We start from the raw sequence: 23,976 nt of genomic DNA on the forward strand, positions 1-23,976 counted from the left end.
GCTCCCGCCCTGGCGATGTCGGCACGACAGTCCGCCGGGCGGCGGTTGATCGGTGCTGCCGGCTCGATCCGGGTGTGGCGTCCGTCGGCGCACAGCCGCTGGCCTCATCCCCCCGGAAAAACCGGCGCTACAAACGACGCGGCGCCGATCAGATGTCGGCGCCGCGTCGATCGGTTCACATCTTAAGACAGTTTGCCGTGGCAGTGCTTGAATTTCTTGCCACTGCCGCACGGACACGGGTCGTTGCGGCCGACCTTCGGCAGCATCTCGCCACCGGCCGCCACCGCTGCCGCGGCCTGCGCCAGCGCCGCGACCACCGGGCGACCGGCTTCCTCGTCCACTTCACCCTCGCCGCCCACGGTCTCGAGTTCGTCATGCTTGAACTCGATGTTGATCAAGCCGCCAGCGTTGTCGTCGAGCGACTCCGTCGCCTGCTCCAGTTCTTCCTGCGACTGGATGCGCACGTTCATGATCACGCGCGTGACCTCGAGCTTGATGGTCTCGAGCAACTGGGCGAACAGTTCGAACGCCTCGCGCTTGTACTCCTGCTTCGGGTTCTTCTGCGCATAGCCGCGCAGGTGAATCCCTTGACGCAGGTGGTCGAGCGCCGCCAGGTGCTCGCGCCAGTTCGAGTCGACGCTCTGGAGCATGACCGAACGCTCGAAACCCGAGAACGACTCGCGCCCCACGAGCTCGACCTTGGCGTTGTACGACGCTTCCGCCGCGTCGAGCACTTCCTTGAGGATGTCCTCGTCGTCGATCTCTTCCGAGCCCTCGATGCGCGACTGCAGCGGCAGATCGAGCTGCCACTCTTCGCGCAGCGTCGTCTCCAGGCCCTTCAGGTCCCATTGCTCTTCAACGGTACCAGCCGGCACGTAGGTGCGCACCAGGTCTTCGAACACGCTCTGGCGCATGCCCGCGATGGTCTCCGAAACGTCCTGCGCTTCGAGCAGCTCGTTGCGCTGCTGATAGATCACCTTGCGCTGGTCGTTCGCAACGTCGTCGTACTCGAGCAGTTGCTTGCGCACGTCGAAGTTGCGCGCCTCGACCTTGCGCTGTGCCGATTCGATCGAGCGCGTGACGATGCCGGCCTCGATGGCTTCGCCTTCGGGCATCTTCAGGCGATCCATGATCGCGCGCACCCGGTCGCCCGCGAAAATGCGCAGCAGCGGATCTTCCAGCGACAGGTAGAAGCGGGACGAACCCGGGTCGCCCTGGCGGCCTGAACGGCCGCGCAACTGGTTGTCGATCCGGCGGGACTCGTGGCGCTCGGTGCCGATGATGTGCAGACCGCCAGCGGCCTTCACCTGCTCGTGCAGCCCTTGCCACTCGTCCTGCAATTGCTTGATGCGCGCCTGCTTGTCGGCGTCGGACACGCTGGCGTCGGCCTCGATGAAGGTCGATTGCTTCTCGACGTTGCCGCCGAGCACGATGTCGGTACCGCGACCGGCCATGTTCGTGGCGATCGTGATCACACCGGGACGCCCGGCCTGCGCCACGATCTCGGCTTCGCGCGCGTGCTGCTTGGCGTTGAGTACCTGATGCGGCAGCTTTTCGCGCGTGAGCAGTTGCGAGAGATATTCCGAGGTCTCGATCGACGTCGTGCCCACCAGCACCGGCTGGCCGCGCTCGACGCAATCGCGGATGTCCTTGATGACGGCGTCGTACTTTTCCTTGGCCGTCTTGTAGATCTGATCCTGACGGTCGATCCGCTTGGGCGGACGGTTCGTCGGGATCACCACCGTCTCGAGACGGTAGATTTCGTTGAATTCGAACGCTTCGGTGTCCGCCGTGCCGGTCATGCCGGAGAGCTTGGCGTACATGCGGAAGTAGTTCTGGAACGTGATCGACGCGAGCGTCTGGTTCTCGTGCTGGATCGTGACGCGTTCCTTCGCTTCCACGGCCTGATGCAGCCCCTCGGACCAGCGACGGCCCGCCATCAGACGGCCCGTGAACTCGTCGACGATGACGATCTCGTCGTTCTGCACCACATAGTGCTGATCCTTGTGGAACAGCGTGTGTGCGCGCAGTGCGGCGTACACGTGGTGCATGAGCGTGATGTTCTGCGGCGCGTAGAGGCTATCGCCCTCGGCGATCATGCCCCACTCGGCAAGCAGTTGCTCCGCCTTCTCGTGACCGCGCTCGGTCAGGAACACCTGACGCGCCTTCTCGTCGAGCGTGTAGTCGCCCGGCACCTCGACGCCCGTGCCGTCGGCCTTCTCTTCGCCGATCTGGCGCTCGAGCATGGCCGGCAGACGGTCCATTTTCACGTACAGCTCGGTGTGATCTTCCGCTTGCCCCGAGATGATGAGCGGCGTGCGCGCCTCGTCGATCAGGATCGAGTCCACTTCGTCGACGATGGCGTAGTTCAACGTACGCTGCACGCGCTGCTCGGTCTCGTAGACCATGTTGTCGCGCAGGTAGTCGAAGCCGAACTCGTTGTTCGTACCGTAGGTGATGTCGGCGGCGTAGGCGGTCTGCTTCTGGTCGTGCGACATCTGCGACAGGTTGATACCCACCGACAGGCCGAGGAAGTTGTACAGACGCGCCATCCACTCGGCGTCGCGCTGCGCCAGGTAATCGTTGACGGTCACGACGTGCACGCCCTTGCCCGTGAGCGCATTCAGATAGGCCGGCAGCGTGGCGACGAGCGTCTTGCCCTCGCCCGTGCGCATTTCGGCGATCTTGCCGTAGTGCAGTACCATGCCGCCGATCAATTGGACATCGAAGTGGCGCATCTTGAGGACGCGCTTGCCCGCCTCGCGGCACACCGCGAAGGCTTCGACGAGCAGCGAGTCGACGCTCGCCCCCTGGGCGATACGTTGCTTGAATTCCTCAGTCTTGCCGCGCAGTTCGTCATCGCTCAGTTGCGCGATTTGCGGCTCGAGGGCGTTGATCGCCACGACGGTTTTCTGGTACTGCTTGATGAGCCGCTGGTTGCGGCTGCCAAATACTTTTTTAAGAAGACCGGGAATCATCGGATCACTGGTTAGGACGGCAAATGTCGTTCGCAGTCGCACGACCTGCCCGACGGCGAGCGCCCGCGGGACGCTTCCCCCGTGGATGCCGAACCGCCCGAGGCGTCTGTGCGCTGCGGGTCACCGGTGTTTGGCACTCGGGCCACACACCAGTTCGATACCTGTACTGAAAAACGGATTCTAGCACGCTGGCGTGGCGCGTCCCGGCACCGCCCGAGGTCGGCGAGCCGGTGTTTTCAAGGGATACCGGGAGGTGACGCCCGATGGCGGGGTAAAATATGCGGCGCCCTCTGTCTCATCATATGAAACGACCCAAAGCCTCCCGCGTTGCCCGCCCGATGACCGACCTCCTGTCTGCTTCCGACGGGGCCGGTTCGCTGCTGGTTGCCGCCGAGCAACTGGGCCGGCTCGAGCGCGACGTGCATTCGCTGCTGCCGGCGCCGCTGGCCGCCAGCGTGCGGCTGGCGCCGCCGCGCGACGGCGCGCTGGTCTTTCTCGTATCGAACAATGCGCTGGCGGCGCGCCTGCGGCAGCAAACGCCCTCATTGATCGAAGGGCTCGCCAGATGCGGCTGGCTCATCCGCACGATCCGCATTCGCGTGAGCATCGCCGAACCGGAGCCGCAGAAGCCCCCCAAGGAAGCGCGACTATCGCGGCAGGGCCTCGTCAGCCTGCGGGATCTGCGCGACGCCCTGGAACCGTCGCCACTGCGCGACGCCCTCGCCCGCCTCGTCGCCCGCCACTCGTACGGCGGCACGCGCAAGCCCTGATCGATCGCACGTCGTCCGAGCCTCAACGCCGGAATTTATCGACCGTCAAATAAAAAAGCGCCGGATTTCCGGCGCTTTCGTTTTGTTACATTCGCGCAGCCGTTGGCAGCGCGATGCGCAATTTATGCAAACTGCGTCTGCGGCTCGAACTGGAAGCCGCGCGGTGCCTCTTCGGCGCGCTCGAAAGTCACGATCTCGTAGGCTTCCTGCGCGAGAAGCTCGCGCAGCAGCTGGTTGTTCAGACCGTGGCCCGACTTGTATGCCGTGTACGACGCCAGCAATGGGTGGCCGATCACATACAGGTCGCCGATGGCATCGAGCATCTTGTGCTTCACGAACTCGTCGTCGTAGCGCAGACCATCGTTGTTCAGGATGCGGTATTCGTCGAGCACGATGGCGTTGTCCATGCTGCCGCCGCGCGCCAGCCCCAGCTCACGCAGCATCTCGACTTCGTGCGCGAAACCGAACGTGCGCGCGCGGGCGATTTCCTTCGCATACGACGTGTCGGCGAAATCGACTTCCAGCGCCTGACCGGTACGATCGACGGCGGGATGGCGGAAATCGATGGTGAACTTGAGCTTGAAGCCCTCGAACGGGTCGAGACGGGCAAACTTGTCGCCGTCGCGAATCTCGACGGGCTTCGTCACGCGGATGAACTTCTTGGCGGCGGCCTGCTCTTCGATGCCCGCCGACTGGATCAGGAAGACGAACGTTGCCGCACTGCCGTCCATGATCGGAATCTCTTCGGCCGTCACATCGACATACAGGTTGTCGATGCCCAGACCCGCGCATGCCGACATCAGGTGTTCCACCGTGGACACCCGTGCGCCATCCTTCTGCAGCACCGAAGCCAGACGCGTGTCGCCGATCGCCATTGCCGAGGCCGGAATCTCCACGGGGGGATTCAGATCGGTGCGGCAGAAGACGATGCCCGTGTTGGGCGGCGCCGGACGCAGCGACAACTCGACCTTGCGACCGGAGTGCAAGCCGATGCCGACTGTCTTGGCGATGGATTTGAGAGTGCGCTGCTTGAGCATGCTATTTGCTAAAACTATCAGATGCGTCGAATCATAGTTCCGAGTATACCAGATCGGCGCCTTTGCCGCTGTGCCACAAACACAACGCTTCGTTACGAAACATTTTGAATTTGCCCCACTGTTTCCACGTCGCCCATGGTGCGAAACGAAACATGGTGCTTCGCGGTTCGACGTCAGGTCCTTCAGGTTCGGGGCGCCCCGGCCGCCGCGACGGAGGCATGCCGCAGCGGTCGGGGGACAGGATCACGAGACCGGGTCAGGGATGACGAACGCTTACCCGTAACGTTCGTCATCTGCGAGACGTTGACGCCTGTTGCGACTCTGGCTGTCGCAACCCACCAGGCATCTACGCCCTCACAACCTTGCCGTATCGCCGTTCGGATTCATACCGCGGTGCACGCGCCCCACGCCCGGTGGCATGGTTGGCGAGCGACGGCAAATCCTCACGACGACCTGCGTAGGTCTCGCGATTCCCAAGGTGCGGCGGCGCCAGGCACTGGCACCTGGCCCGCGCGCAACCCTGTCAGTCGGCTTGCTTGCGCAGGAAGGCCGGGATGTCGTACGTGTCGACGCCCTTTTCCTGCAACGCGGCAACGTGCGAGGCTGCGGTCTCGCGCGTGCTGCGCCACACGGCCGGCGTGTCGAGCGCACCGTAGTCCGTACCGGCAGCCTGACCGACGTTCGGCACGTGGCCGGTAGCGATCGGCATGTTGTCGGTACCGGTCTTGAGCAGCGTCATCGGCGCCGCGGCCTTCTTCGCAATGGCACGGCCCAGGCCGGTCGCCACGACGGTCACGCGCAGGGCATCGCCCATCTTGTCGTCGTAGACGGTACCGAAAATCACGGTCGCGTCTTCGGCGGCGTAGCTCTTGATGGTGTTCATCACTTCACGCGTTTCCGACAGACGCAGCGAACGCGATGCCGTGATGTTGACCAGCACGCCACGCGCCCCCGAGAGGTCCACGCCTTCGAGCAGCGGGCTCGCCACGGCCTGCTCGGCGGCCAGACGCGCACGATCGACGCCGGCCACGGTGGCCGTCCCCATCATCGCCTTGCCCTGCTCGCCCATCACCGTCTTCACGTCTTCGAAGTCGACGTTCACGAGACCATCGACGTTGATGATTTCGGCGATGCCGGCCACGGCGTTGTGCAACACGTCGTCCGCGCACTGGAAGCACTTGTCCATCTCGGCATCGTCGCCCATGACTTCGAACAGCTTGTCATTGAGCACCACGATGAGCGAATCGACGTTGTCTTCCAGCTCCTGCGCACCCGTCTCGGCCACGCGCATGCGCTTGCCGCCTTCGAACTCGAACGGCTTCGACACCACGCCGACGGTCAGAATGCCCATTTCCTTGGCGATCTGCGCGACGACCGGTGCGGCGCCCGTGCCCGTACCGCCACCCATGCCGGCGGTGATGAACACCATGTGCGCGCCGCGCAGGGCGTCGGCCACGCGCTCGCGCGCCTCTTCGGCAGCGGCACGGCCCATTTCCGGCTTGGCGCCCGCACCCAGCCCCGTCTTGCCGAGCTGGATGTTCACGCCGGCCTGCGAGCGGCCCAGTGCCTGAGCGTCGGTGTTCATGGCGATGAACTCCACGCCTTGCACACCACGGTTGATCATGTGCTGGACGGCATTGCCGCCAGCGCCACCAACACCCACCACCTTGATGATGGTGCCGTTGGTTTCCGTTTCCAACATTTCAAAGTTCATAGCGCCTCCAGTGATTTAAAAACAGATCCGGAATTGCGGGTCACATGTCGCTCGGGTAAGCCACCTGTGTTTCAATGCCGAATCCGCACCCCTCAAAAAAACAGCTTCAGAAATTGCTGAAGAACCAGTCGCGCATGCGCGCCCAGACCTGGTTCGCCTGTCCCGACTGCACGGCGACCTTGCGGCCGCGCATGCGCTGGGAACGTCCTTCGAGCAGCAGCCCCATGGCCGTGGCGTAGCGCGGACTGCGCACTACGTCGGCCAGGCCACCGGCGTACTCCGGCACACCGATACGCACCGGCTTGAGGAAGATGTCCTCGCCCAGTTCGACCATGCCCGGCATCATCGCGGCGCCGCCCGTGAGCACGATGCCCGAGGACAGCAGTTCTTCGTACCCCGACTCGCGCACGACCTGCTGCACGAGCGAGAACAGTTCTTCGACGCGCGGCTCGATCACCGCCGCCAGTGCCTGACGCGAGAGCGTGCGCGGACCGCGCTCGCCCAATCCCGGCACTTCGATCATCTCGTCCGGATCGGCCAGCGACTGCTTGGCGATGCCGTGCTGAATCTTGATGTCTTCCGCGTCCGGCGTCGGCGTGCGCACGGCCATCGCGATATCGCTCGTGATCTGGTCGCCGGCGATCGGAATCACGGCCGTATGGCGGATCGCGCCTTCGCTGAAAATCGCGATGTCGGTCGTGCCACCGCCGATATCGATCAGCACCACGCCCAGTTCCTTCTCGTCTTCCGTGAGCACCGAAATGCTCGACGCGAGCGGCTGCAGAATCAGGTCGTTCACTTCGAGGCCGCAGCGGCGCACGCACTTCACGATGTTCTGCGCGGCCGACACGGCGCCGGTCACGATGTGCACCTTCACTTCCAGACGGATGCCGCTCATGCCGATCGGCTCGCGCACGTCTTCCTGACCGTCGATGATGAATTCCTGCGTGAGGATGTGCAGCACCTGCTGATCGGTCGGGATGTTGATCGCCTTGGCCGTCTCGATGACGCGCGCCACATCGGCCTGCGTCACTTCCTTGTCCTTGATCGCCACCATGCCGCTCGAGTTGAAGCTGCGGATGTGGCTGCCGGCAATGCCGGTGAACACGTTGGTGATCTTGCAGTCCGCCATCAGCTCGGCCTCTTCGAGCGCACGCTGAATGGACTGCACCGTGGCCTCGATGTTGACCACGACGCCTTTTTTCAGGCCCCGCGATTCACTCTGGCCGAGGCCGATCACTTCATAGCGGCCTTCAGGGCGCAGCTCGGCCACCACCGCCACGACTTTCGACGTGCCGATATCGAGGGCGACCAACAGATCCTTGTAATCTTTGCTCATAGCGTGTGTAAGTCCTGAAGTCTCACTGGCTTCGCAACGCGCGCGCGGCGGGTTTCGCTGCCGGCTTCTGCAAATCCCGCTTTTGCGGCGGTGTCGCGGCAAGTTTCTTGGCCTGTTCCTCGCTCAAGAACCGCATGCCCGCGGCCCGTACTGCAAAACCGTTCGGGTAACGCAGATCGGCGTACTCGATCTGGCTGCCCCAGCGTGCCGCCACCTGCGGATACGCCTGCACGAAGCGGCGGCTGCGCGTGGACAGGGTCTCGGGCGTTCGCTCGCGTCCCAGTGCCAGTTGCATCCCGCCGGCGAGCCGCACGCCCCAGGCGTAGCGATTCGACAGCGTCACCGCTTCGGGTTTCATATTCAGCGGCGCGAACCATTTCACGAAGTCGTAGTACCGCGCCGTCACATCCTTTTCGCTGCCCGGCGGACCGGCGAACTCCGGCAACTTGCCGTCGTCCTCCGCTTCGGCCAGGTTCGCCGCGAAGAGCTCGCCGTCCACGCTCACCAGACGGCCGTCGTTCCACGTGGCCAGCGGCTTGTACTCCTCGATGCTCACCGCGAGCTGGTTCGGCCAGACGCGCCGCACGCTCGCGTGGCGCACCCAGGGCACCGCCTCGAACGCCGCTCGCGTGGCGTCCAGATCGATCGTGAAGAAGTTGCCCTTGAGCCGCGAGACCGCGTTCGCGCGCAAGGTCGGCCCATTGATGTGGGACACGTCTCCGTCGATCTGAATCGCCTTGAGCGTGAAGATCGGCCGCTGGATCAGCCAATGGCCGCCCGCCGCGAGCGCCGCCAGCACGACGAGTGCGACGAGCACACTCGCGATGGCGTTGAGCAGGCGTACGTTGTGCCACATGGCGATTCGCTTTCCGTATCAGGGCGTTGTTCAACGCGTTCAAGGTTTTACTCGGGCTTCCACTGCGCGTTCGGATGCAGATCGAGCGTCGCGGTGGCCAGAATTTCCAACACCAGGTCTTCGTACGACAGGCCCGCCGCGCGCGCCGAAATCGGCACCAGCGAGTGACCGGTCATGCCCGGCGACGTATTGATCTCCAGCAGGAACGGCTTGCTGTCGCGCTTGCGCAGCATCACGTCGACGCGTCCCCAGCCCCGGCAACCCAGCACGAGATACGCGCGCAACACGAGACGCTGCACTTCTTCCTGCAACGACACCGATAGCGGCGGCGGGCACTCGTAGCGGGTGTCGTCCTTGAAATACTTGTTCTGGTAGTCGTAGTTCGCGTCAGGCGCCACGATGCGGATCACCGGCAGCGAGCGCGCCGCGGCCGCCCCCTTCGTGCCCACGCCGAGCACGGGCACGGTGAGTTCGTCGCCGTCGATGAATTCCTCGGCGAGCACGTCCGGATCGAGCGCGGCGGCCTTCTCGTAGGCGGCTTTCAGTTGCGACGCATCGGTGACCTTCGTCAGTCCGATGGTCGAGCCCTCGCGCGCCGGCTTGACGATCAGCGGCAGGCCGAGGTCGCGCGCGACCGTATCGAAATCGCTGTCAGCCGAAAGCATCGTGAAGCGCGGCGTCGGCAGCCCTTCGTTGATCCAGACGCGCTTGGTCATTTCCTTGTCCATCGCCAGCGCGGAAGCCAGCACGCCGCTGCCGGTGTACGGAATGCCCAGATGCTCGAGCGCGCCCTGCAGCGTGCCGTCTTCACCGTAACGGCCGTGCAGCGCGATGAACACTCGGTCGAACTTCTGTGCGGCGAGTGCCGCCAGGTCCTGCGTGCCGGTATCGAACGCGTGGGCGTCCACGCCGCGCGAGCGCAGCGCTTCGAGCACACCGTTGCCCGAAATCAGCGAGACCTGACGCTCGGCCGAGCGCCCGCCCATCAGGACGCCAACCTTGCCGAAACGCTTCGGATCGAAAGCACTCACGTCAAACTCCTTGCTGAACTTGCAACTTGCCGGGCACCGCGCCGATGGAGCCGGCACCCATGGTGATCACGACGTCGCCCGCGCGGGCGACCTGCAGAATGGCGTCGGGCAACTGCGCGACGTCTTCCACGAAAACCGGTTCGACCTTGCCCGCCACGCGCAACGCGCGCGCGAGCGCACGGCCGTCGGCTGCCACGATGGGCGCCTCGCCGGCCGAATACACTTCCCCGAGCACCACGGCGTCGGCTTCGGAGAGCACCTTGACGAAGTCTTCGAAGCAATCGCGCGTGCGCGTATAGCGATGCGGCTGGAACGCCAGCACGACGCGGCGGCCCGGGAAAGCGCCGCGTGCGGCGGCCAGCGTTGCCGCCATCTCGACCGGGTGATGCCCATAGTCGTCGATCAGCGTGAACGTGCCGGCGCCGCTCGCCTTGGGCAGCGCGATTTCTCCGTAGCGCTGGAAGCGACGGCCCACGCCGTTGAACTCGGCCAGGGCCTGCTGGATCGCGGCGTCGGGCACTTCGAGCTCGGTCGCGATCGCAATGGCGGCCAGCGCGTTGCGCACGTTGTGTTCGCCCGGCAGGTTGAGCGTGATGTCGAGCGGCGGCGCACCGGCGCCGAACCGGCGCAGCACGGTAAAGCGCATCTGCCCGCCCTGCGCGCGCACGTCGATGGCGCGCACCTGCGCGTCTTCCGACAGGCCGTAGCGCACGATCGGCTTCGACACGAACGGCAGGATCTCGCGCACGTTCGGATCGTCCACGCACAGCACGGCAATGCCGTAGAACGGCAGGCGTTGCGTGAACGCCACGAACGACTGCTTCAGGCGCGCGAAGTCGTGCCCGTAGGTGTCCATGTGATCGGCATCGATGTTGGTGATGACTTCGATGACCGGATTCAGGTTCAGGAACGAGGCGTCCGACTCGTCGGCCTCGACCACGATGAAGTCGCCCGTGCCGAGCTTCGCATTGGCGCCGGCGCTGTTGAGCCGCCCACCGATCACGAACGTCGGATCGAGGCCGCCCTGGCCGAGCACGCTCGCCACGAGGCTCGTGGTGGTCGTCTTGCCATGCGTGCCGGCGATCGCGATGCCCTGCTTCAGGCGCATGAGTTCCGCGAGCATCAGCGCGCGCGGCACGATGGGAATCTGGCGGGCGCGACCCGCGAGGACTTCCGGATTGTCCGCCGTGATGGCGGTGGACACGACAATGGCGTCCGCGCCTTCGATATGTTCGGCCGCATGGCCGCGCGCGATGCTCGCACCGAGGCCGGCGAGACGCTGCGTGACCGAGTTCTCGCCGAGATCGGAGCCGCTCACCCGGTACCCCAGGTTGAGCAACACCTCGGCAATGCCGCTCATGCCCGAGCCGCCAATGCCGACGAAGTGAATGTGTTTGACGATGTGTTTCATTTCAATCCTTGGCCAGAGCCGCGCACGCGCGCGCCACTTGTTCGGTGGCGTCCGGCTTGGCGAGCGCCCTGGCTTTCTCTCCCATCGCGAGCAGCGATTCGCGCGTCTGACGGCGCAACCACTCGGCCAGGGTCTCGACCGACAGCTCGCGCTGATCGATCAGCGTTGCCGCGCCCTTGTCGGCGAGGAAACGCGCATTCGTCGTCTGATGGTCGTCGACCGCATGCGGGAACGGCACGAACAGCGCCGCCACGCCCGCCGCGGCCACTTCGGCCACCGTCATCGCGCCCGCCCGGCAGATCACCAGATCCGCCGCCGCGTAGGCCGCGACCATGTCGTCGATGAACGGCACCGCTTCGACCGTCACCCCCGCCGCGGCGTAGTTCGCCTGCAGCGTCTGAATATGTTTCACGCCCGCCTGATGCGTGACGACCGGACGCGTCTCGCGCGGCAGCTTCGCCAGCGCCTTCGGCACGATCTCGTTGAGCACCGTGGCGCCCAGGCTGCCGCCCACGACCAGAATGCGCAGCGGCCCCGTGCGGGCGCCGTAGCGCTCGGCCGGCGGCGCCATGTCGTCGAAGTCGGCGCGGATCGGATTGCCGACCCACTCCCCTCCGGGGATGGTGTCCGGGAAGGCGAGCAGCACCTTGTCCGCCACGCGCGCGAGCACCTTGTTGGCGAGCCCCGCCACGGAGTTCTGCTCGTGCAGCACGAGCGGGCGGCCCAGCAGCGACGCCATCATGCCGGCCGGAAACGTGATGTATCCGCCCATGCCCAGCACCACGCTCGGCTTCACGCGACGAATCGCACCGAGGCTCTGCCAGAACGCGCGCAGCAAGTTGAGCGGCAGCAGGAACTTGGTCATCAACCCCTTGCCGCGCAGGCCGCCGAACTTCACGAATTCCATCGGAATGTCGTACTTCGGCACGAGCGTCGCTTCCATGCCGTTCGGATTGCCGAGCCATACCACGCGCCACCCCTGCACACGCAGGAAGTTGGCGACCGCGAGCCCCGGGAAGACGTGACCGCCCGTGCCGCCGGCCATGACCAGCAGCGTGCGCGTCTTCGTCTCCGGCACCGGCATCGCGGTTGCGCGCTCGGTCATACCTTGCCTCCCCGCATCAGCACGCGGTTCTCGTAATCCACCCGCAGCAGGATCGCCACGGCCACACAGTTGAGCAGGATCCCCGAGCCGCCGTAGCTGACCAGCGGCAGCGTCAGCCCCTTGGTCGGCAGCAGGCCGAGGTTCACGCCCATGTTGATGAAGGTCTGCGCCCCAAGCCATACGCCCACACCCTTGGCGAGCAGGCCCGCGAAGGTGCGCTCGAGCGCCAGGGCCTGACGGCCGATCTCGAACGCGCGACGCACCAGCCAATAGAACAGCAGGATGACGACCAGCACGCCCACGAAGCCGAACTCCTCGCCGATCACCGCGAGGATGAAGTCGGTGTGCGCTTCGGGCAGGTAGTGCAGCTTCTCGATGCTGCCGCCCAGGCCCACACCGGTCCACTCGCCACGCCCGAAGGCGATCAGCGAGTGCGTGAGCTGATACGCCTTGCCCAGCGCATAGTCCTCGCGCCACGGATCGAGGTACGCGAAAATCCGCTCGCGGCGCCACGGCGAGAGCCAGATCAGCATGGCGAACGTGCCCACGGCCGTGAGCGCCAGACCGCCGAAGAGTCGACCGTTCACGCCGCCGAGAAACAGGATGCCCATCGCGATGGCGGCCACCACCATGAATGCGCCCATGTCCGGCTCGAGCAGCAGCAGCATGCCGACGAACACCACCGCGATGCCCATCGGCAGGAAGCCCTTGCCGAAGCTCTGCATGAACTCCTGCTTGCGCACGGTGTAGTTCGCGGCGTACAGCGTGACCGCGAGCTTCATGATTTCGGACGGCTGGAGGTTGAGCACGCCGAACGGAATCCAGCGTTTTGATCCGTTCACGCCCTTGCCCACGTGCGGGATCAGCACGATCACGAGCAGCATCAGGGCGAGCAGGAAGAGCTTCGGCGCAAGCTTGTCGAGCGTCTTGACCGGAATACGGAAGGTAATCGCCGCGGCCGTGAGCCCCATCGTGAGCGACACGATGTGACGGCCGAGGAAGTGGAACGTCGAGTAGCCGCTGTACTTCGGCGAGTCGGGCAGCGCGACCGACGCCGAATACACCATCACCAGTCCCAGCGACAGCAGCGAGATGACCACCCACATCAGCGCGTGATCGTATTCGAGCATGCGCGAGCGGGTCGGCTTGATGCCGTTGAGGGTGCGATTCGCGGCCTGGGTCGCGGCGCCCCTCGCCGTGGTGGCCCCCGCCCCGGCGAATCCGGCCTGACGCTTCTTGCTGAAGAACGACTTGATACGGTTCATAGCATCACCCCCGCGTCGGCGGCCAGATCGACCACGGCGTCGCGAAAGACCTGCGCGCGATGCTCGTAGTTGCGGAACATGTCGAAGCTCGCGCACGCCGGCGAGAGCAGCACCGCGTCGCCGGGCTGGGCGAGTTTCGCGGCTTCGCGGGTGGCGTCTTCGAGCGTGGGTGCGTCGATCAGCTCGACGCCGGTGTCGGTCAGGGCTTCGCGCAGCAGCGGCGCGTCGCGGCCGATGAGCAGCACGGCGCGCGCGTGATGGGCGACCGGGTTGGCGAGCGGCGAGAAGTCCTGCCCCTTGCCGTCCCCGCCGACGATCAGCAGCAACTTCTTCTGCAGGCCCGTGATGGCGGCGACCGTCGCGCCGACGTTGGTGCCCTTGCTGTCGTCGTAATACTCGACTTCGTTGATGGTGCCCACGAGCTGCACGCGATGCGGCTCGCCCGGATACTCGCGCAGACCGTGCAGCAGCTTGGCCATCGGCAAATCGATCGCCCGCGCGAGCGCGAGCGCGGCCAGCGCGTTCGCGGCGTTGTGTTGGCCGCGGATGCGCAAGGCGTCGGCCGGCATCAGGCGCTTGCCCAGCACTTCGACAGCGGCTTCCACGGCCCCGGCCTTGCGGCGCTTCGGCGCCGGCGGCGCATCGTCGCGCGTGAAGCCCTCGACCAGCCACCACATGCCGCCTTCCATTTCCAGACCGAAGTCGCCGACCGCGTCGGGCCTACCCGTGCCGAACGTCACGACATTGGCGTCGGGCGCGGCGAACGCGATCACGCGGGCGTCGTCGCGATTGAGCACGCGCACGGTCTGCTCGCCGAAGATGCGGGCCTTGGCCGCGGCGTACGACGCCATGTCGCCGTGCCAGTCCAGATGGTCCTGCGTGATGTTGAGGATCGCGGCCGCGTCGGGTGCGAGCGAGTGCGTCGTCTCGAGCTGGAAGCTGGAGAGCTCGAGCACCCAGACGTCGGGCAGCGTGGCTTCGGCAATGCACTCGGTGAGGCGGTCGAGCGCCGTCGGACTGATGTTGCCGGCCACGGCCGCGCGCTTGCCGGCGCGACGGCACAGCAATCCCGTGAGGCTCGTGGTTGTGGTCTTGCCGTTGGTGCCGGTGATCGCGAGCACCTTCGGCGCGTAGCCGCTCGTCGCCTGCATATGGCGAAGCGCCTGCGCGAAGAACTCGATTTCACCCCACACCGGCACGCCGCGCTCCGCCGCTTCGGCCAGCAGCGCCGCCGTATCGGGCGCGAGCGGCGAGAGGCCCGGGCTGATGCCGATCAGTTCGATGTCGTCGAGCAGCGCGTCGATCCGGTCCGCGAACGCGCCGCCGATGAACTCGGCTTGCGGCGCCTCGGCGCGCAGGGTGACCAGGTTCGGCGGCACATTCGACGAATCCGTCGAGGCAAAGCGCGTGTCGGCCGCGCGGACGCGGCAGCCGTAACGCGCGCACCAACGCGCCATCGCCAGGCCGGACTCTCCCAGACCCAGGATCAGGACACGCGGTTGCCAGGATTCACCAAACTTCTCGCCGAACACGTCGCTCTTTCCCTTTTTATCGATTCAAACAACCTACGAGTCCATCGCCTCGATGTCGCCGATATTCCGCTATCGGCGCGAGCGGCCCTACCTTTAGGGCCGCCTCTGTCCCGCTGCCTTGACGCTTAGCGCAACTTGAGCGTCGACAGCCCGATCAACACCAGCATCAACGTGATGATCCAGAAGCGGACCACCACCTGCGTTTCCTTCCAGCCCGACAGCTCGAAGTGGTGATGCAGCGGCGCCATCTTGAAGATGCGTCGCCCTTCGCCGAATCGGCGCTTGGTGTACTTGAACCACGTCACCTGCAGCATCACCGACAGCGTTTCGGCCACGAACACGCCGCCCATCACGAACAGCACGACTTCCTGACGCACGATCACGGCCACCGTGCCGAGCGCGCCGCCGAGGGCCAGCGCGCCGACATCGCCCATGAACACTTGCGCCGGGTGCGTGTTGAACCACAGGAACGCCAGCCCCGCGCCGGACATCGCCGAACAGAACACGAGCAACTCGCCCGCGCCCGGGATGTGTGGGAACAGCAGATACTTCGAATACACGACGTTGCCCATCACGTAGGCGAACACGCCGAGCGCCGCCCCCACGAGCACGACCGGCATGATGACCAGTCCGTCGAGCCCGTCCGTGAGGTTAACGGCGTTGGACGAGCCCACGATGACAAAGTAGGTGAGCGCGATGAAACCAAACACGCCGAGCGGGTAGCTCATCGTCTTGAAGAACGGCACGATGAAGTCCGCCTTCGGCGGCAGATCCAGCGGGAAACCGTTGCGCACCCAGCTGATGAACAGCTCGAACACCTTCAGGTTGCTCGTCTCCGAAACCGAAAACGCCAGATAGATCGCGGCGAACAGACCGATCAGCGATTGCCAGAAATACTTCTCGCGCGACGACATGCCGCGCGGGTCCTTGTAGACGACCTTCCGGTAATCGTCGATCCAGCCGATGATGCCGAAGCCCAGCGTGACCAGCAGCACGATCCAGACGAAACGGTTGCTCAGATCCGCCCACAGCAACGTGGCGACGGTAATGCCGATCAGGATCAGCACGCCGCCCATCGTGGGCGTACCCGACTTCACGAGGTGAGTCTGCGGGCCGTCGGTGCGCACGGCCTGGCCCACCTTCATCTCGGTCAGCTTGCGGATGACCATGGGCCCGAACGCGAGCCCGATCACCAGCGCCGTGAGGCTTGCCATCACGGCCCGAAACGTCAGGTAGTTGAACACGCGCAAATAGCTCGCATCCGCTTGCAGCCATTGCGCCAACGTCAGCAACATTCCATCAATCCTTTATCACTTGGCCGGGGCGTCGCCGCCCCCGGTTTCATTCGTCGCGCGCAATTGTTCGAGCACGCGCTCCATCCGCATGAAGCGGCTTCCCTTTACCAGCACCGTCGCCGGCGCACTCAACGTGGTTTTCAGTTCGGCCACGAGCGGAGCGACATCCGAAAAATGCTCGCCACCGTCGCCGAAGGCCGCGATGCTCGCCGGTGTCTGCTCGCCGATCACCAGCAAACGGTCGACGCCGCGCTGCGCGGCATACTCGCCCACTTCCCGGTGGAACGCCGGGCCGTTATCGCCCACCTCACCCATGTCGCCGAGCACCAGCACACGCGGCGCCGGGGTCTGCGCGAGTACGTCGATTGCGGCACGTACCGAATCGGGGTTCGCATTATAGGTGTCGTCGATCAAGGTGACGCCGGCGAGGCTGCCCTTGGAGAGCGTCGACACCTGAAGGCGGCCTTTGACGGCGGAGAACGCTTCGAGCGCCCGCACGATCGAGCCGATGTCGACGTGGGCGCCCAGTGCGCACGCGATCGCGGCCAGCGCGTTGCGGGCGTTGTGCTCGCCGAGCAGCGGCAACGTGAGCGTGAATTCACCGACGGGCGACGCGACGCGCAGCACGCGCGTGGCCACGTCGTAGCGCCCCGAGACTGCCGCGCGCGCATCGAGCGCGAAGTCGAGCACCCGGCGCTTGCCGGCGATCTCGCGCCACATCGGCGCGAATTCGCTCTCGGCCGGGAACACCGCGGTACCGTCCGCCGGCAGCGCGGCAAGCACGGCGGCGTGCTCTTCCGCCACCGCCGCCACGCTCACCATGAATTCCTGGTGCTCGCGCTGCGCGTTGTTGATGACCGCCACCGTCGGCTGCGCGATGCGCGCCAGGTAGGCCGTCTCGCCCGGGTGATTCATGCCCAGTTCGAGCACCGCAAGCTTGTCACCGGCACTGAGCCGGAACAGCGTGAGCGGCAGACCGATGTCGTTGTTGAGGTTGCCTGCGGTGGCCAGGCGCGCGTCGGCGCCGACCGCTTCGGCGAAGATCGCCGAGATCATTTCCTTGACGGTCGTCTTGCCGTTGCTGCCGGTCACCGCCACCACGGGAATCGCGAACTGGCGGCGCCACGCGGCGGCAATCTCGCCCAGCGCAATACGCGTGTCCGGCACGATGAGCGCGGGCGTCTCGAAACCGTCCGGCACGCGCGACGCGACCACGGCCGCCGCACCTGCGCGCGCCACGTCGCCGAGAAAGTCGTGGGCGTCGAAACGCTCACCCTTGATCGCGACGAAGAGATCGCCCGGCTGCACCGAGCGGCTGTCCGTGACGATGCGAGCGAACGCCGTGGACGGCGCGCCCGTCACGCGCGAACCGGTGACGGCAGTCTGGGCGTCGCTCAGATGCCACATCGTCATTCGCCACCTCCGCGTACCGTGGTCGCACGCGCGGCCAATGCCAGACGCGCATGCTCCTGATCGGAGAACGGCCGTTTCTTGCCCATGATTTCCTGTGTACTTTCGTGTCCCTTGCCCGCGATGAGCACGACATCGGCCGGCTGCGCGCCGCGCACGGCCTGCAGAATCGCGCTCGCACGGTCCTCGATGCGGCGCGCGGCGTCGGGATGCGCGAGCCCCGCGGCGATCTGCGCGATGATGTCGGCCGGCCCTTCGGTGCGCGGGTTGTCGCTGGTCAGCACGATGGCGTCTGCCAGACGCTCGGCCACCGCGCCCATCTGCGGACGCTTGCCCGCGTCGCGATCGCCGCCGCAACCAAACACGCACAGCAGCTTGCCGCCACGGGCGGCCGCCACCGGGCGCAGGGCGTCGAGCGTCTTGTCGAGCGCGTCGGGCGTGTGAGCGTAGTCGACGACGACCAGCGGCTGTCCCGGCTGGCCGATCTGTTCCATGCGACCGGACACCGGCGCGAGCGCCGCCAGCCCCGCGACCGCGACATCCTGCGGCATGCCGGCCGCGAGCGCCGCGCCAAGCACCGCGAGCGCGTTGCTCACATTGAATTCGCCGACGAGCGGAATCGTGATCTGCTGGTTCTGATCGTCGATATGCAGCGTAAAGCGGGTGCCGGCCGTCGTGGCGCGGACGTCTTCGGCACGCAACACGCGGTTGCCATGCGCCGACGTCGCATCGCCGTGGATGCCGAATTCGTAGACCGGCGTCTTGCCCGCGAGACGCTTGAGCAGGCGCTGCCCCATCGCGTCGTCGCGATTGACGACCGCCGCCTTCAGGCCTGGCCAGTCGAACAGGCGCGTCTTGGCCGCCTCGTACTCGGCCATCGTGCCGTGGTAGTCGAGGTGGTCCTGCGTCAGATTGGTGAATACGGCGACGTCGAACGCCACGCCGTTCACACGGCCCTGATAGAGACCGTGCGAGGAGACCTCCATCGCGACGGCCGCCGCGCCCTGTCCGCGCAAGTCCGCGAGACTGCGCTGCAGTTGCACGGCGTCGGGCGTGGTGAAGCCGGTCACCGTCAAATGTCCGGGGAAGCCGCTGCCGAGCGTGCCGATCACGGCACTGCGCGTGCCCGCCTTCGAGAGCAATTGCGAGAGCCACTGGCTGCACGAGGTCTTGCCGTTCGTGCCGGTCACGCCGAGCATCGTCATGCCGACGCTCGGCTCGCCGTACCACAGCGCCGCCAGCGGGCCTGCGAGCCAGTCGAGGCGCGGCACGCCGAATTGCGGCACGTTCGCGACGCCGGCAAGCGACGCCGGCCACGTGAAGCCGTCGCTCTGCCAGATCACGGCGGCGGCGCCGCGTTCGACGGCGTCGGCAATGAAGCCGCGACTGTCGGCCCCCTTCACGGCGTACGCGACGAACACGTCGCCCGGCGCCACACTGCGGCTGTCGGCGTGCAGCGTGGCACCGGCCGGCGCCGTGCGGCGCAGCCAGTCCCAGGCTTGCGCGAGCACGGCGCGCTCGGCGGCGTCCGCGATCATGGCCAGCGTGGCCGGGTTGCGAGGCGTCGGCGTCACGGTGCCCATGGCTCGCTCTCCTCGACGTTGTCGCTCACGACGAGCTTCGTCACCGGCGAATCCGGCACCACGTTCAACGCCCGCAGCGTGCCGCCGACGATCGCGGCGAATGCCGGACCGGCCGCCACACCGCCGTAGTGCGAGCCGCGTCCCGGCTCGTCGAGCGTGACGGCCACGATGATGCGCGGCTCCGACATCGGCGCCATGCCGACGAACGACGCGCGGTACTTGCTCTTGTCATAACCCCGGCCCGACTGCTTGTACGCCGTACCGGTCTTGCCGCCGACGCGATAGCCGACGACCTGGGCGCGCGTGGCCGTGCCGCCCGGCGACGTCACCATCTCGAGCATCTTGCGCACTTCACGTGCCGTGGCAGGGGAGATGACCGGCGTGCCCTTCACGACACTGCCGTCCGTCTTGTAGATCGAGATCGGCAGCAGTTCGCCGTCGTGGGCAAATACCGTGTAGGCGCGCGCCAGTTGAATGAGCGACGCCGACAGACCATAGCCGTAGCCCATCGTCGCCTGCTCGATCGGGCGCCAGCTCTTGGCCGGACGCAGGCGTCCCGCCACGGCGCCCGGGAAGCCGATCTTGGGCGCCTGCCCGAGCCCGACGCTCGTGAACATGTCCCACATTTCCTGCGGCTTCATCTGCAGCGCGATCTTCGCGGTGCCGATGTTGCTCGACTTCTGGATGACGCCCTGCACGGTAAGCAGCCCGTAATCGTGCGTGTCCGTGATCGTCGCCCCGAACAGATTGGTGCGGCCGGTGGTCATCACCGTCGACATCGGTTTGACGTAGCCGTTTTCCATCGCCGCCGCGATCGTGATCGGCTTCATGATCGAGCCGGGCTCGAACGTGTCGGTAATGACCCGGTTGCGCAACTGCGCGCCGGTCAGATTCGTGCGGTTGTTCGGGTTGTAGGTCGGAAGATTCGCGAGCGCGAGCACTTCGCCGGTGCGGACGTCAAGCACCACGGCGCTGCCGGCCTTCGCGCCGGTGCGCTCGATGGCGTCCTTCAGCTCGCTGTACGCGAGGAACTGGATCTTGCTGTCGATGGACAGGGTGATGTCGTGACCGTCGCGCGGTTGCGCCAGGATGTCGAGATCCTCGACGACGCGCCCCAGTCGGTCCTTGATCACGCGGCGGCTGCCCGGTGTCGCGGCCAGATCCTTCTGCATCGAGAGCTCGACGCCTTCCTGGCCGATATCCTCGACGTTCGTGAAACCGACGATGTGCGCGGCGATCTCGCCTTCCGGATAGAAGCGCTTGTATTCCTTGCGCTGGTACACGCCGGGAATGTCGAGGTCCGCGACCTGCTTGGCCACGTCCGGCAGCACCTGACGCTTCACGTAGACGAAGCTCTTTTCCTGATTGAGCTTGCGACGCAGATCCGGCTCGCTCATTTCGAGCAGCTTGGCCAGTTGCCGCACCTTCTGCGGGGAGACGTCGTCGGGCACGTCTTCGGGAATGGCCCAGATGGCCTTGACCGGCAGGCTGGTCGCGAGCACCTGACCGTTACGGTCGAACACTTTGCCGCGCGTGGCGGACATCTCGAGTGTGCGCTCGTAACGGCTCTCGCCCTGACGTTGATAGAAGGCGTTGCCCGGCCCCTGGATCCAGAAGGCGCGCGCGACCAGCGACGCGAAAGCGCCGAAGATCACGAAGACGAGCATCTTCGAGCGCCACATCGGCAGACGCACGGACAGAACCGGACTGGCAGAGAACTGCACGTCCTTGGTCTTGGCATCCTTGCGGCGGATCATCGCTTGCCTCCGCTCGCCGGGGCGGACGCGGCGCTCGCGCTGGGCACGGGCACGTCGATCATCGCGCCGGCGCTACCGGCGGGTGCGGACAGATATTGCGTACGGCCCGGCGAGACGGCCTGCATCTTCAGGTCGCTGCGGGCCACGCTTTCGATGCGTGCGCTCTTGCTCTGCGCGCTTTGCTCGTACTGGAGGCGATCCCAGTCCTGCAACAGCTGATGCTCGAGCGCCTGCTCGCGGTTGAGCTCGACGAACGTGCCGCGGGCACGGTATTGCGCATTGATGAGCGACAGCGCGCAACCGATGAGCAGCGCGAGCAGGAGAATGTTGAGCCGACTCATGTCGACACCCGCTCCATGACCCGCATGATGGCCGAGCGCGCGCGCGGGTTGGCTTCCACCTCGGCGGCGGAAGGCTTGATCTTGCGGCTGGTCTTGAAGGGCGGCTCGGGGATTTCGTGTGCGCGCAAAGGCACGCGGCGATCCACCGCCGGCGCGCTCGCGTGCGCTTGCATGAAGCGCTTCACGATACGATCTTCCAGCGAATGAAAACTGATCGCCACGAGTCTGCCTCCCGTTTCGAGGACATCGGCCGCCACATCGAGTGCTATCTGCAGGTCCGCAAGCTCTTGATTGACGTGAATCCGTAGAGCCTGAAAGGTACGTGTTGCCGGGTCCTTGCCCTTCTCACGGGTCTTGACGGCGCCAGCCACGATCTCGGCAAGCTCCCGAGTGCTGACGAGTGGGCCGAGGCGATCGGCGTTTGCCCGGCGAGCAACAAGCGCCTTTGCAATCTGAAAAGCAAACCGTTCTTCCCCATAGTCCTTGATGACCTCCGTCATGTCTTCCAACGTTGCTCGGGCCAGCCAGTCGGCGGCCGACTCGCCGCGCGTGGGATCCATGCGCATGTCGAGCGGGCCGTCGAAACGAAAACTGAATCCGCGCGCGGGGTCGTCGAACTGCGGCGACGAAACGCCCAGGTCCAGCAAAACGCCCGACACCTTGTCGATACCGCGCCGGGCCAGCACTTCGCGCAACGTCGCGAAGCTGTCGTGCTCAATCGAAAATCGCGGATCGGCAATCTTTGCCGCCTCCGCGATCGCTTGGGGGTCCTTGTCGAACGCGATCAGCCTCCCCCTGGCACCCAGCCGCTCCAGTAGCCTGCGACTGTGCCCGCCGCGGCCGAACGTGCCGTCGACGTATACGCCGTCGTCGCGCCACAGCAAGGCATCCACGGCCTCCTCCAGCAGGACCGTGCGGTGCTGCATTACCGTATCCACCGCGTGCGCCATGCTCGTCGGACCACCTGATCTGTCAAAAAGTGAAGTTCTTCAGTGCTTCCGGCATGCCTTGCGCCATTGCCGCCTGTTCCTTGGCGGCATACGTCGCGGCATCCCAGAGTTCAAAGTGACTGCCCATGCCCAGCAGCATGACTTCCTTGTCCATGCCCGCGGCCGCACGCAACTCCGGCGCCACCAGGACGCGCCCCGCCGAATCCATCTCGACGTCGGCTGCATTGCCCAGGAAGATGCGTCGCCACCAGTGCGCGTCCATCGGCAGTGCGGCGATCTTGCCGCGGAAGATCTCCCATTCGGGACGCGGGAACAGCAACAGACATCCGTCCGGGTGCTTCGTGATCGTCACCTTGCCTTCAGCTTCGCCTTGCAGCACGTCACGATGCCGGGCCGGAATCGACATCCGTCCCTTCGCATCCAGTGAAAGTGCCGAGGCTCCCTGAAACACGTGCGCTCCCGTGGGGTTTCGTCCGCCTGCCCGTCATGCCGAAAGAGAAAGATTATGTGCCTTACGCCACACAAAAATACACTTTCTCACACTATTTCCCACTTTAGAGGAGAGTGTTTGGGCGGTCAAGCTTTTCGCCCGTTTTTCGGAGGAGATTTGGTAGACAGAACAATGACTTAGCGCACTTTCCTAAAGCCGAGAAACGGAATTTTGTCAGGAAAATTAAAGACATAACCGCGATAGTGAAAGTGGAACATCAAACTCTCAGCGTCGCCTCGCAGGAGGCCCGCCATCACTATCGATACCGGGGAGTGCGCACTCACGCCGAGAGAAAACCCGGCGAGCGCCGGGCGGCGAGCGTCACGCGAGGGAAGTTTCGATACTGGATGAGGGAATCAGTCGGGGGAAAACGGCGCAGACGTTCTATATATAGTAGGCGGTCGTCGTCATGACCTTTGCAGCGGCACGCATGGCACGCTGCACCGGCACCGGCAGATCCACACCGCCGGCGTCTCGCGCGGCCTGGCCGTGCTGGATTTCATCAATGCGCATCTGATCGACGATGGCGCGCGAGCGCGCGTCCTGCGAAGGCAGATCGTCGAGATGGCCTTCGAGATGATGCTCGACCTGGCGCTCCGTCTCCGACATGAAGCCCAGACTCACCTTGTCGCCGCACTTGCCGGCGACGAAACCGATCGCGAACGCCCCCGCGTACCAGAGCGGGTTCAGCAGGCTCGGGCGCGAACCCAGTTCCGACAGACGCTGCGCGGTCCACGCTAGATGGTCCTCTTCTTCCTTCCCTGCATGCTCGAAGGCAGCGCGCAGTTCGGGACGCTTCGTTGCCAGCTTCTGCGCCTGATACAGCGCCTGCGCACAGACCTCGCCCACATGATTCACACGCATGAGCCCGGCGACGTGACGACGCTCCTGCGGCGAGAGCGCGTCGTCGCCCACCGGCGCATTGCCTGGGTCACTGTCTATATAGGAGACGGGGACGGGGGTCGGGCGCGAGGCGCGGGTCACGCCCGCGATGGCTCGCAGGCCGCGGTCAAGTTCGGAGATCAGGCTGTCGGAGAACATCGTACGTTCAACTCACTTCAATTTTTCACTATGTGGGACGCAGGACGATTCTTTCACGTCTGTCGGTGATG

General features: G+C 65.5%; 19 protein-coding genes. 1 reads left to right on the forward strand and 18 read right to left on the reverse strand.

Features of this window, described 5'->3' with window-relative positions:
- Positions 1-182: 182 nt before the first annotated feature.
- Positions 183-2,978 carry a preprotein translocase subunit SecA gene (secA, locus tag RO07_RS22430; protein ID WP_039405991.1) on the reverse strand — a complete coding sequence of 932 codons (2,796 nt, stop codon included), beginning with the start codon at positions 2,976-2,978 and terminating at the stop codon, positions 183-185.
- 338 nt (positions 2,979-3,316) lie between these two features.
- Here secA and RO07_RS22435 point away from each other — a divergent pair, with 338 nt between their 5' ends.
- Positions 3,317-3,748 carry a DciA family protein gene (locus RO07_RS22435; RefSeq protein ID WP_052266807.1) on the forward strand — a complete coding sequence of 144 codons (432 nt, stop codon included), beginning with the start codon at positions 3,317-3,319 and terminating at the stop codon, positions 3,746-3,748.
- 122 nt (positions 3,749-3,870) lie between these two features.
- Here the strand turns inward: RO07_RS22435 and lpxC are convergent, their stop codons facing one another.
- The 17 genes from lpxC to coq7 form a co-directional block, all read right to left on the reverse strand.
- The gene (gene lpxC / locus RO07_RS22440) at positions 3,871-4,785 is read right to left on the reverse strand and encodes a UDP-3-O-acyl-N-acetylglucosamine deacetylase (RefSeq protein ID WP_039405999.1); all 915 of its coding nucleotides are present in this window, start codon (positions 4,783-4,785) and stop codon (positions 3,871-3,873) included.
- Positions 4,786-5,308: 523 nt separating this feature from the next.
- On the reverse strand, positions 5,309-6,499 hold the full coding sequence (gene ftsZ, locus RO07_RS22445) for a cell division protein FtsZ (protein WP_039406001.1): 1,191 nt from the start codon (positions 6,497-6,499) through the stop codon (positions 5,309-5,311).
- 106 nt (positions 6,500-6,605) lie between these two features.
- Positions 6,606-7,838: a cell division protein FtsA gene (ftsA, locus tag RO07_RS22450; RefSeq protein ID WP_039406003.1), complete on the reverse strand. Its 1,233-nt coding sequence runs from the start codon at positions 7,836-7,838 to the stop codon at positions 6,606-6,608.
- Positions 7,839-7,860: 22 nt separating this feature from the next.
- Positions 7,861-8,694, reverse strand: coding sequence for a cell division protein FtsQ/DivIB (locus tag RO07_RS22455; protein WP_039406005.1), 834 nt, complete (start codon positions 8,692-8,694; stop codon positions 7,861-7,863).
- A 47-nt stretch (positions 8,695-8,741) separates the two neighbouring features.
- The gene (locus tag RO07_RS22460) at positions 8,742-9,680 is read right to left on the reverse strand and encodes a D-alanine--D-alanine ligase (RefSeq protein ID WP_052267454.1); all 939 of its coding nucleotides are present in this window, start codon (positions 9,678-9,680) and stop codon (positions 8,742-8,744) included.
- Positions 9,681-9,726: 46 nt separating this feature from the next.
- Entirely contained in the window at positions 9,727-11,136 is a 1,410-nt protein-coding gene (gene murC / locus RO07_RS22465; protein ID WP_039406009.1) for a UDP-N-acetylmuramate--L-alanine ligase, read from the reverse strand.
- A gap of 1 nt (position 11,137) precedes the next feature.
- The gene (gene murG, locus RO07_RS22470) at positions 11,138-12,241 is read right to left on the reverse strand and encodes an undecaprenyldiphospho-muramoylpentapeptide beta-N-acetylglucosaminyltransferase (RefSeq protein WP_084072762.1); all 1,104 of its coding nucleotides are present in this window, start codon (positions 12,239-12,241) and stop codon (positions 11,138-11,140) included.
- Positions 12,238-13,506: a putative lipid II flippase FtsW gene (gene ftsW, locus RO07_RS22475; RefSeq protein ID WP_039406012.1), complete on the reverse strand. Its 1,269-nt coding sequence runs from the start codon at positions 13,504-13,506 to the stop codon at positions 12,238-12,240. The genes murG and ftsW overlap by 4 nt, the downstream gene beginning before the upstream one ends.
- Positions 13,503-15,038 (reverse strand): UDP-N-acetylmuramoyl-L-alanine--D-glutamate ligase, encoded by a 1,536-nt coding sequence (murD, locus tag RO07_RS22480; protein ID WP_039406015.1) that lies wholly within the window; start codon positions 15,036-15,038, stop codon positions 13,503-13,505. Before murD ends, ftsW begins: the two co-directional genes overlap by 4 nt.
- 125 nt (positions 15,039-15,163) lie before the next feature.
- Positions 15,164-16,333 carry a phospho-N-acetylmuramoyl-pentapeptide-transferase gene (gene mraY, locus RO07_RS22485; RefSeq protein ID WP_039406018.1) on the reverse strand — a complete coding sequence of 390 codons (1,170 nt, stop codon included), beginning with the start codon at positions 16,331-16,333 and terminating at the stop codon, positions 15,164-15,166.
- 15 nt (positions 16,334-16,348) lie between these two features.
- Entirely contained in the window at positions 16,349-17,746 is a 1,398-nt protein-coding gene (locus RO07_RS22490; RefSeq protein ID WP_039406021.1) for a UDP-N-acetylmuramoyl-tripeptide--D-alanyl-D-alanine ligase, read from the reverse strand.
- Positions 17,743-19,281, reverse strand: a complete 1,539-nt coding sequence (locus RO07_RS22495) for a UDP-N-acetylmuramoyl-L-alanyl-D-glutamate--2,6-diaminopimelate ligase (RefSeq protein ID WP_039413324.1) — start codon at positions 19,279-19,281, stop codon at positions 17,743-17,745. Before RO07_RS22495 ends, RO07_RS22490 begins: the two co-directional genes overlap by 4 nt.
- Before the next feature lie 32 nt (positions 19,282-19,313).
- Positions 19,314-21,083: a peptidoglycan D,D-transpeptidase FtsI family protein gene (locus RO07_RS22500; protein ID WP_052266808.1), complete on the reverse strand. Its 1,770-nt coding sequence runs from the start codon at positions 21,081-21,083 to the stop codon at positions 19,314-19,316.
- A complete protein-coding gene (ftsL, locus tag RO07_RS22505; RefSeq protein WP_039406023.1) occupies positions 21,080-21,424 on the reverse strand; it encodes a cell division protein FtsL in 345 nt (114 codons plus the stop codon). The genes RO07_RS22500 and ftsL overlap by 4 nt, the downstream gene beginning before the upstream one ends.
- Entirely contained in the window at positions 21,421-22,374 is a 954-nt protein-coding gene (gene rsmH, locus RO07_RS22510) for a 16S rRNA (cytosine(1402)-N(4))-methyltransferase RsmH (RefSeq protein ID WP_039406025.1), read from the reverse strand. Before rsmH ends, ftsL begins: the two co-directional genes overlap by 4 nt.
- Positions 22,375-22,396: 22 nt before the next feature.
- Positions 22,397-22,825 (reverse strand): division/cell wall cluster transcriptional repressor MraZ, encoded by a 429-nt coding sequence (gene mraZ, locus RO07_RS22515; RefSeq protein WP_039406026.1) that lies wholly within the window; start codon positions 22,823-22,825, stop codon positions 22,397-22,399.
- Between the two features lie 423 nt (positions 22,826-23,248).
- Entirely contained in the window at positions 23,249-23,905 is a 657-nt protein-coding gene (coq7, locus tag RO07_RS22520) for a 2-polyprenyl-3-methyl-6-methoxy-1,4-benzoquinone monooxygenase (RefSeq protein WP_039406043.1), read from the reverse strand.
- Between the last annotated feature and the right edge of the window lie 71 nt (positions 23,906-23,976).

The sequence above is a fragment of the Pandoraea pulmonicola genome, from assembly GCF_000815105.2.
Classification (GTDB): domain Bacteria; phylum Pseudomonadota; class Gammaproteobacteria; order Burkholderiales; family Burkholderiaceae; genus Pandoraea; species Pandoraea pulmonicola.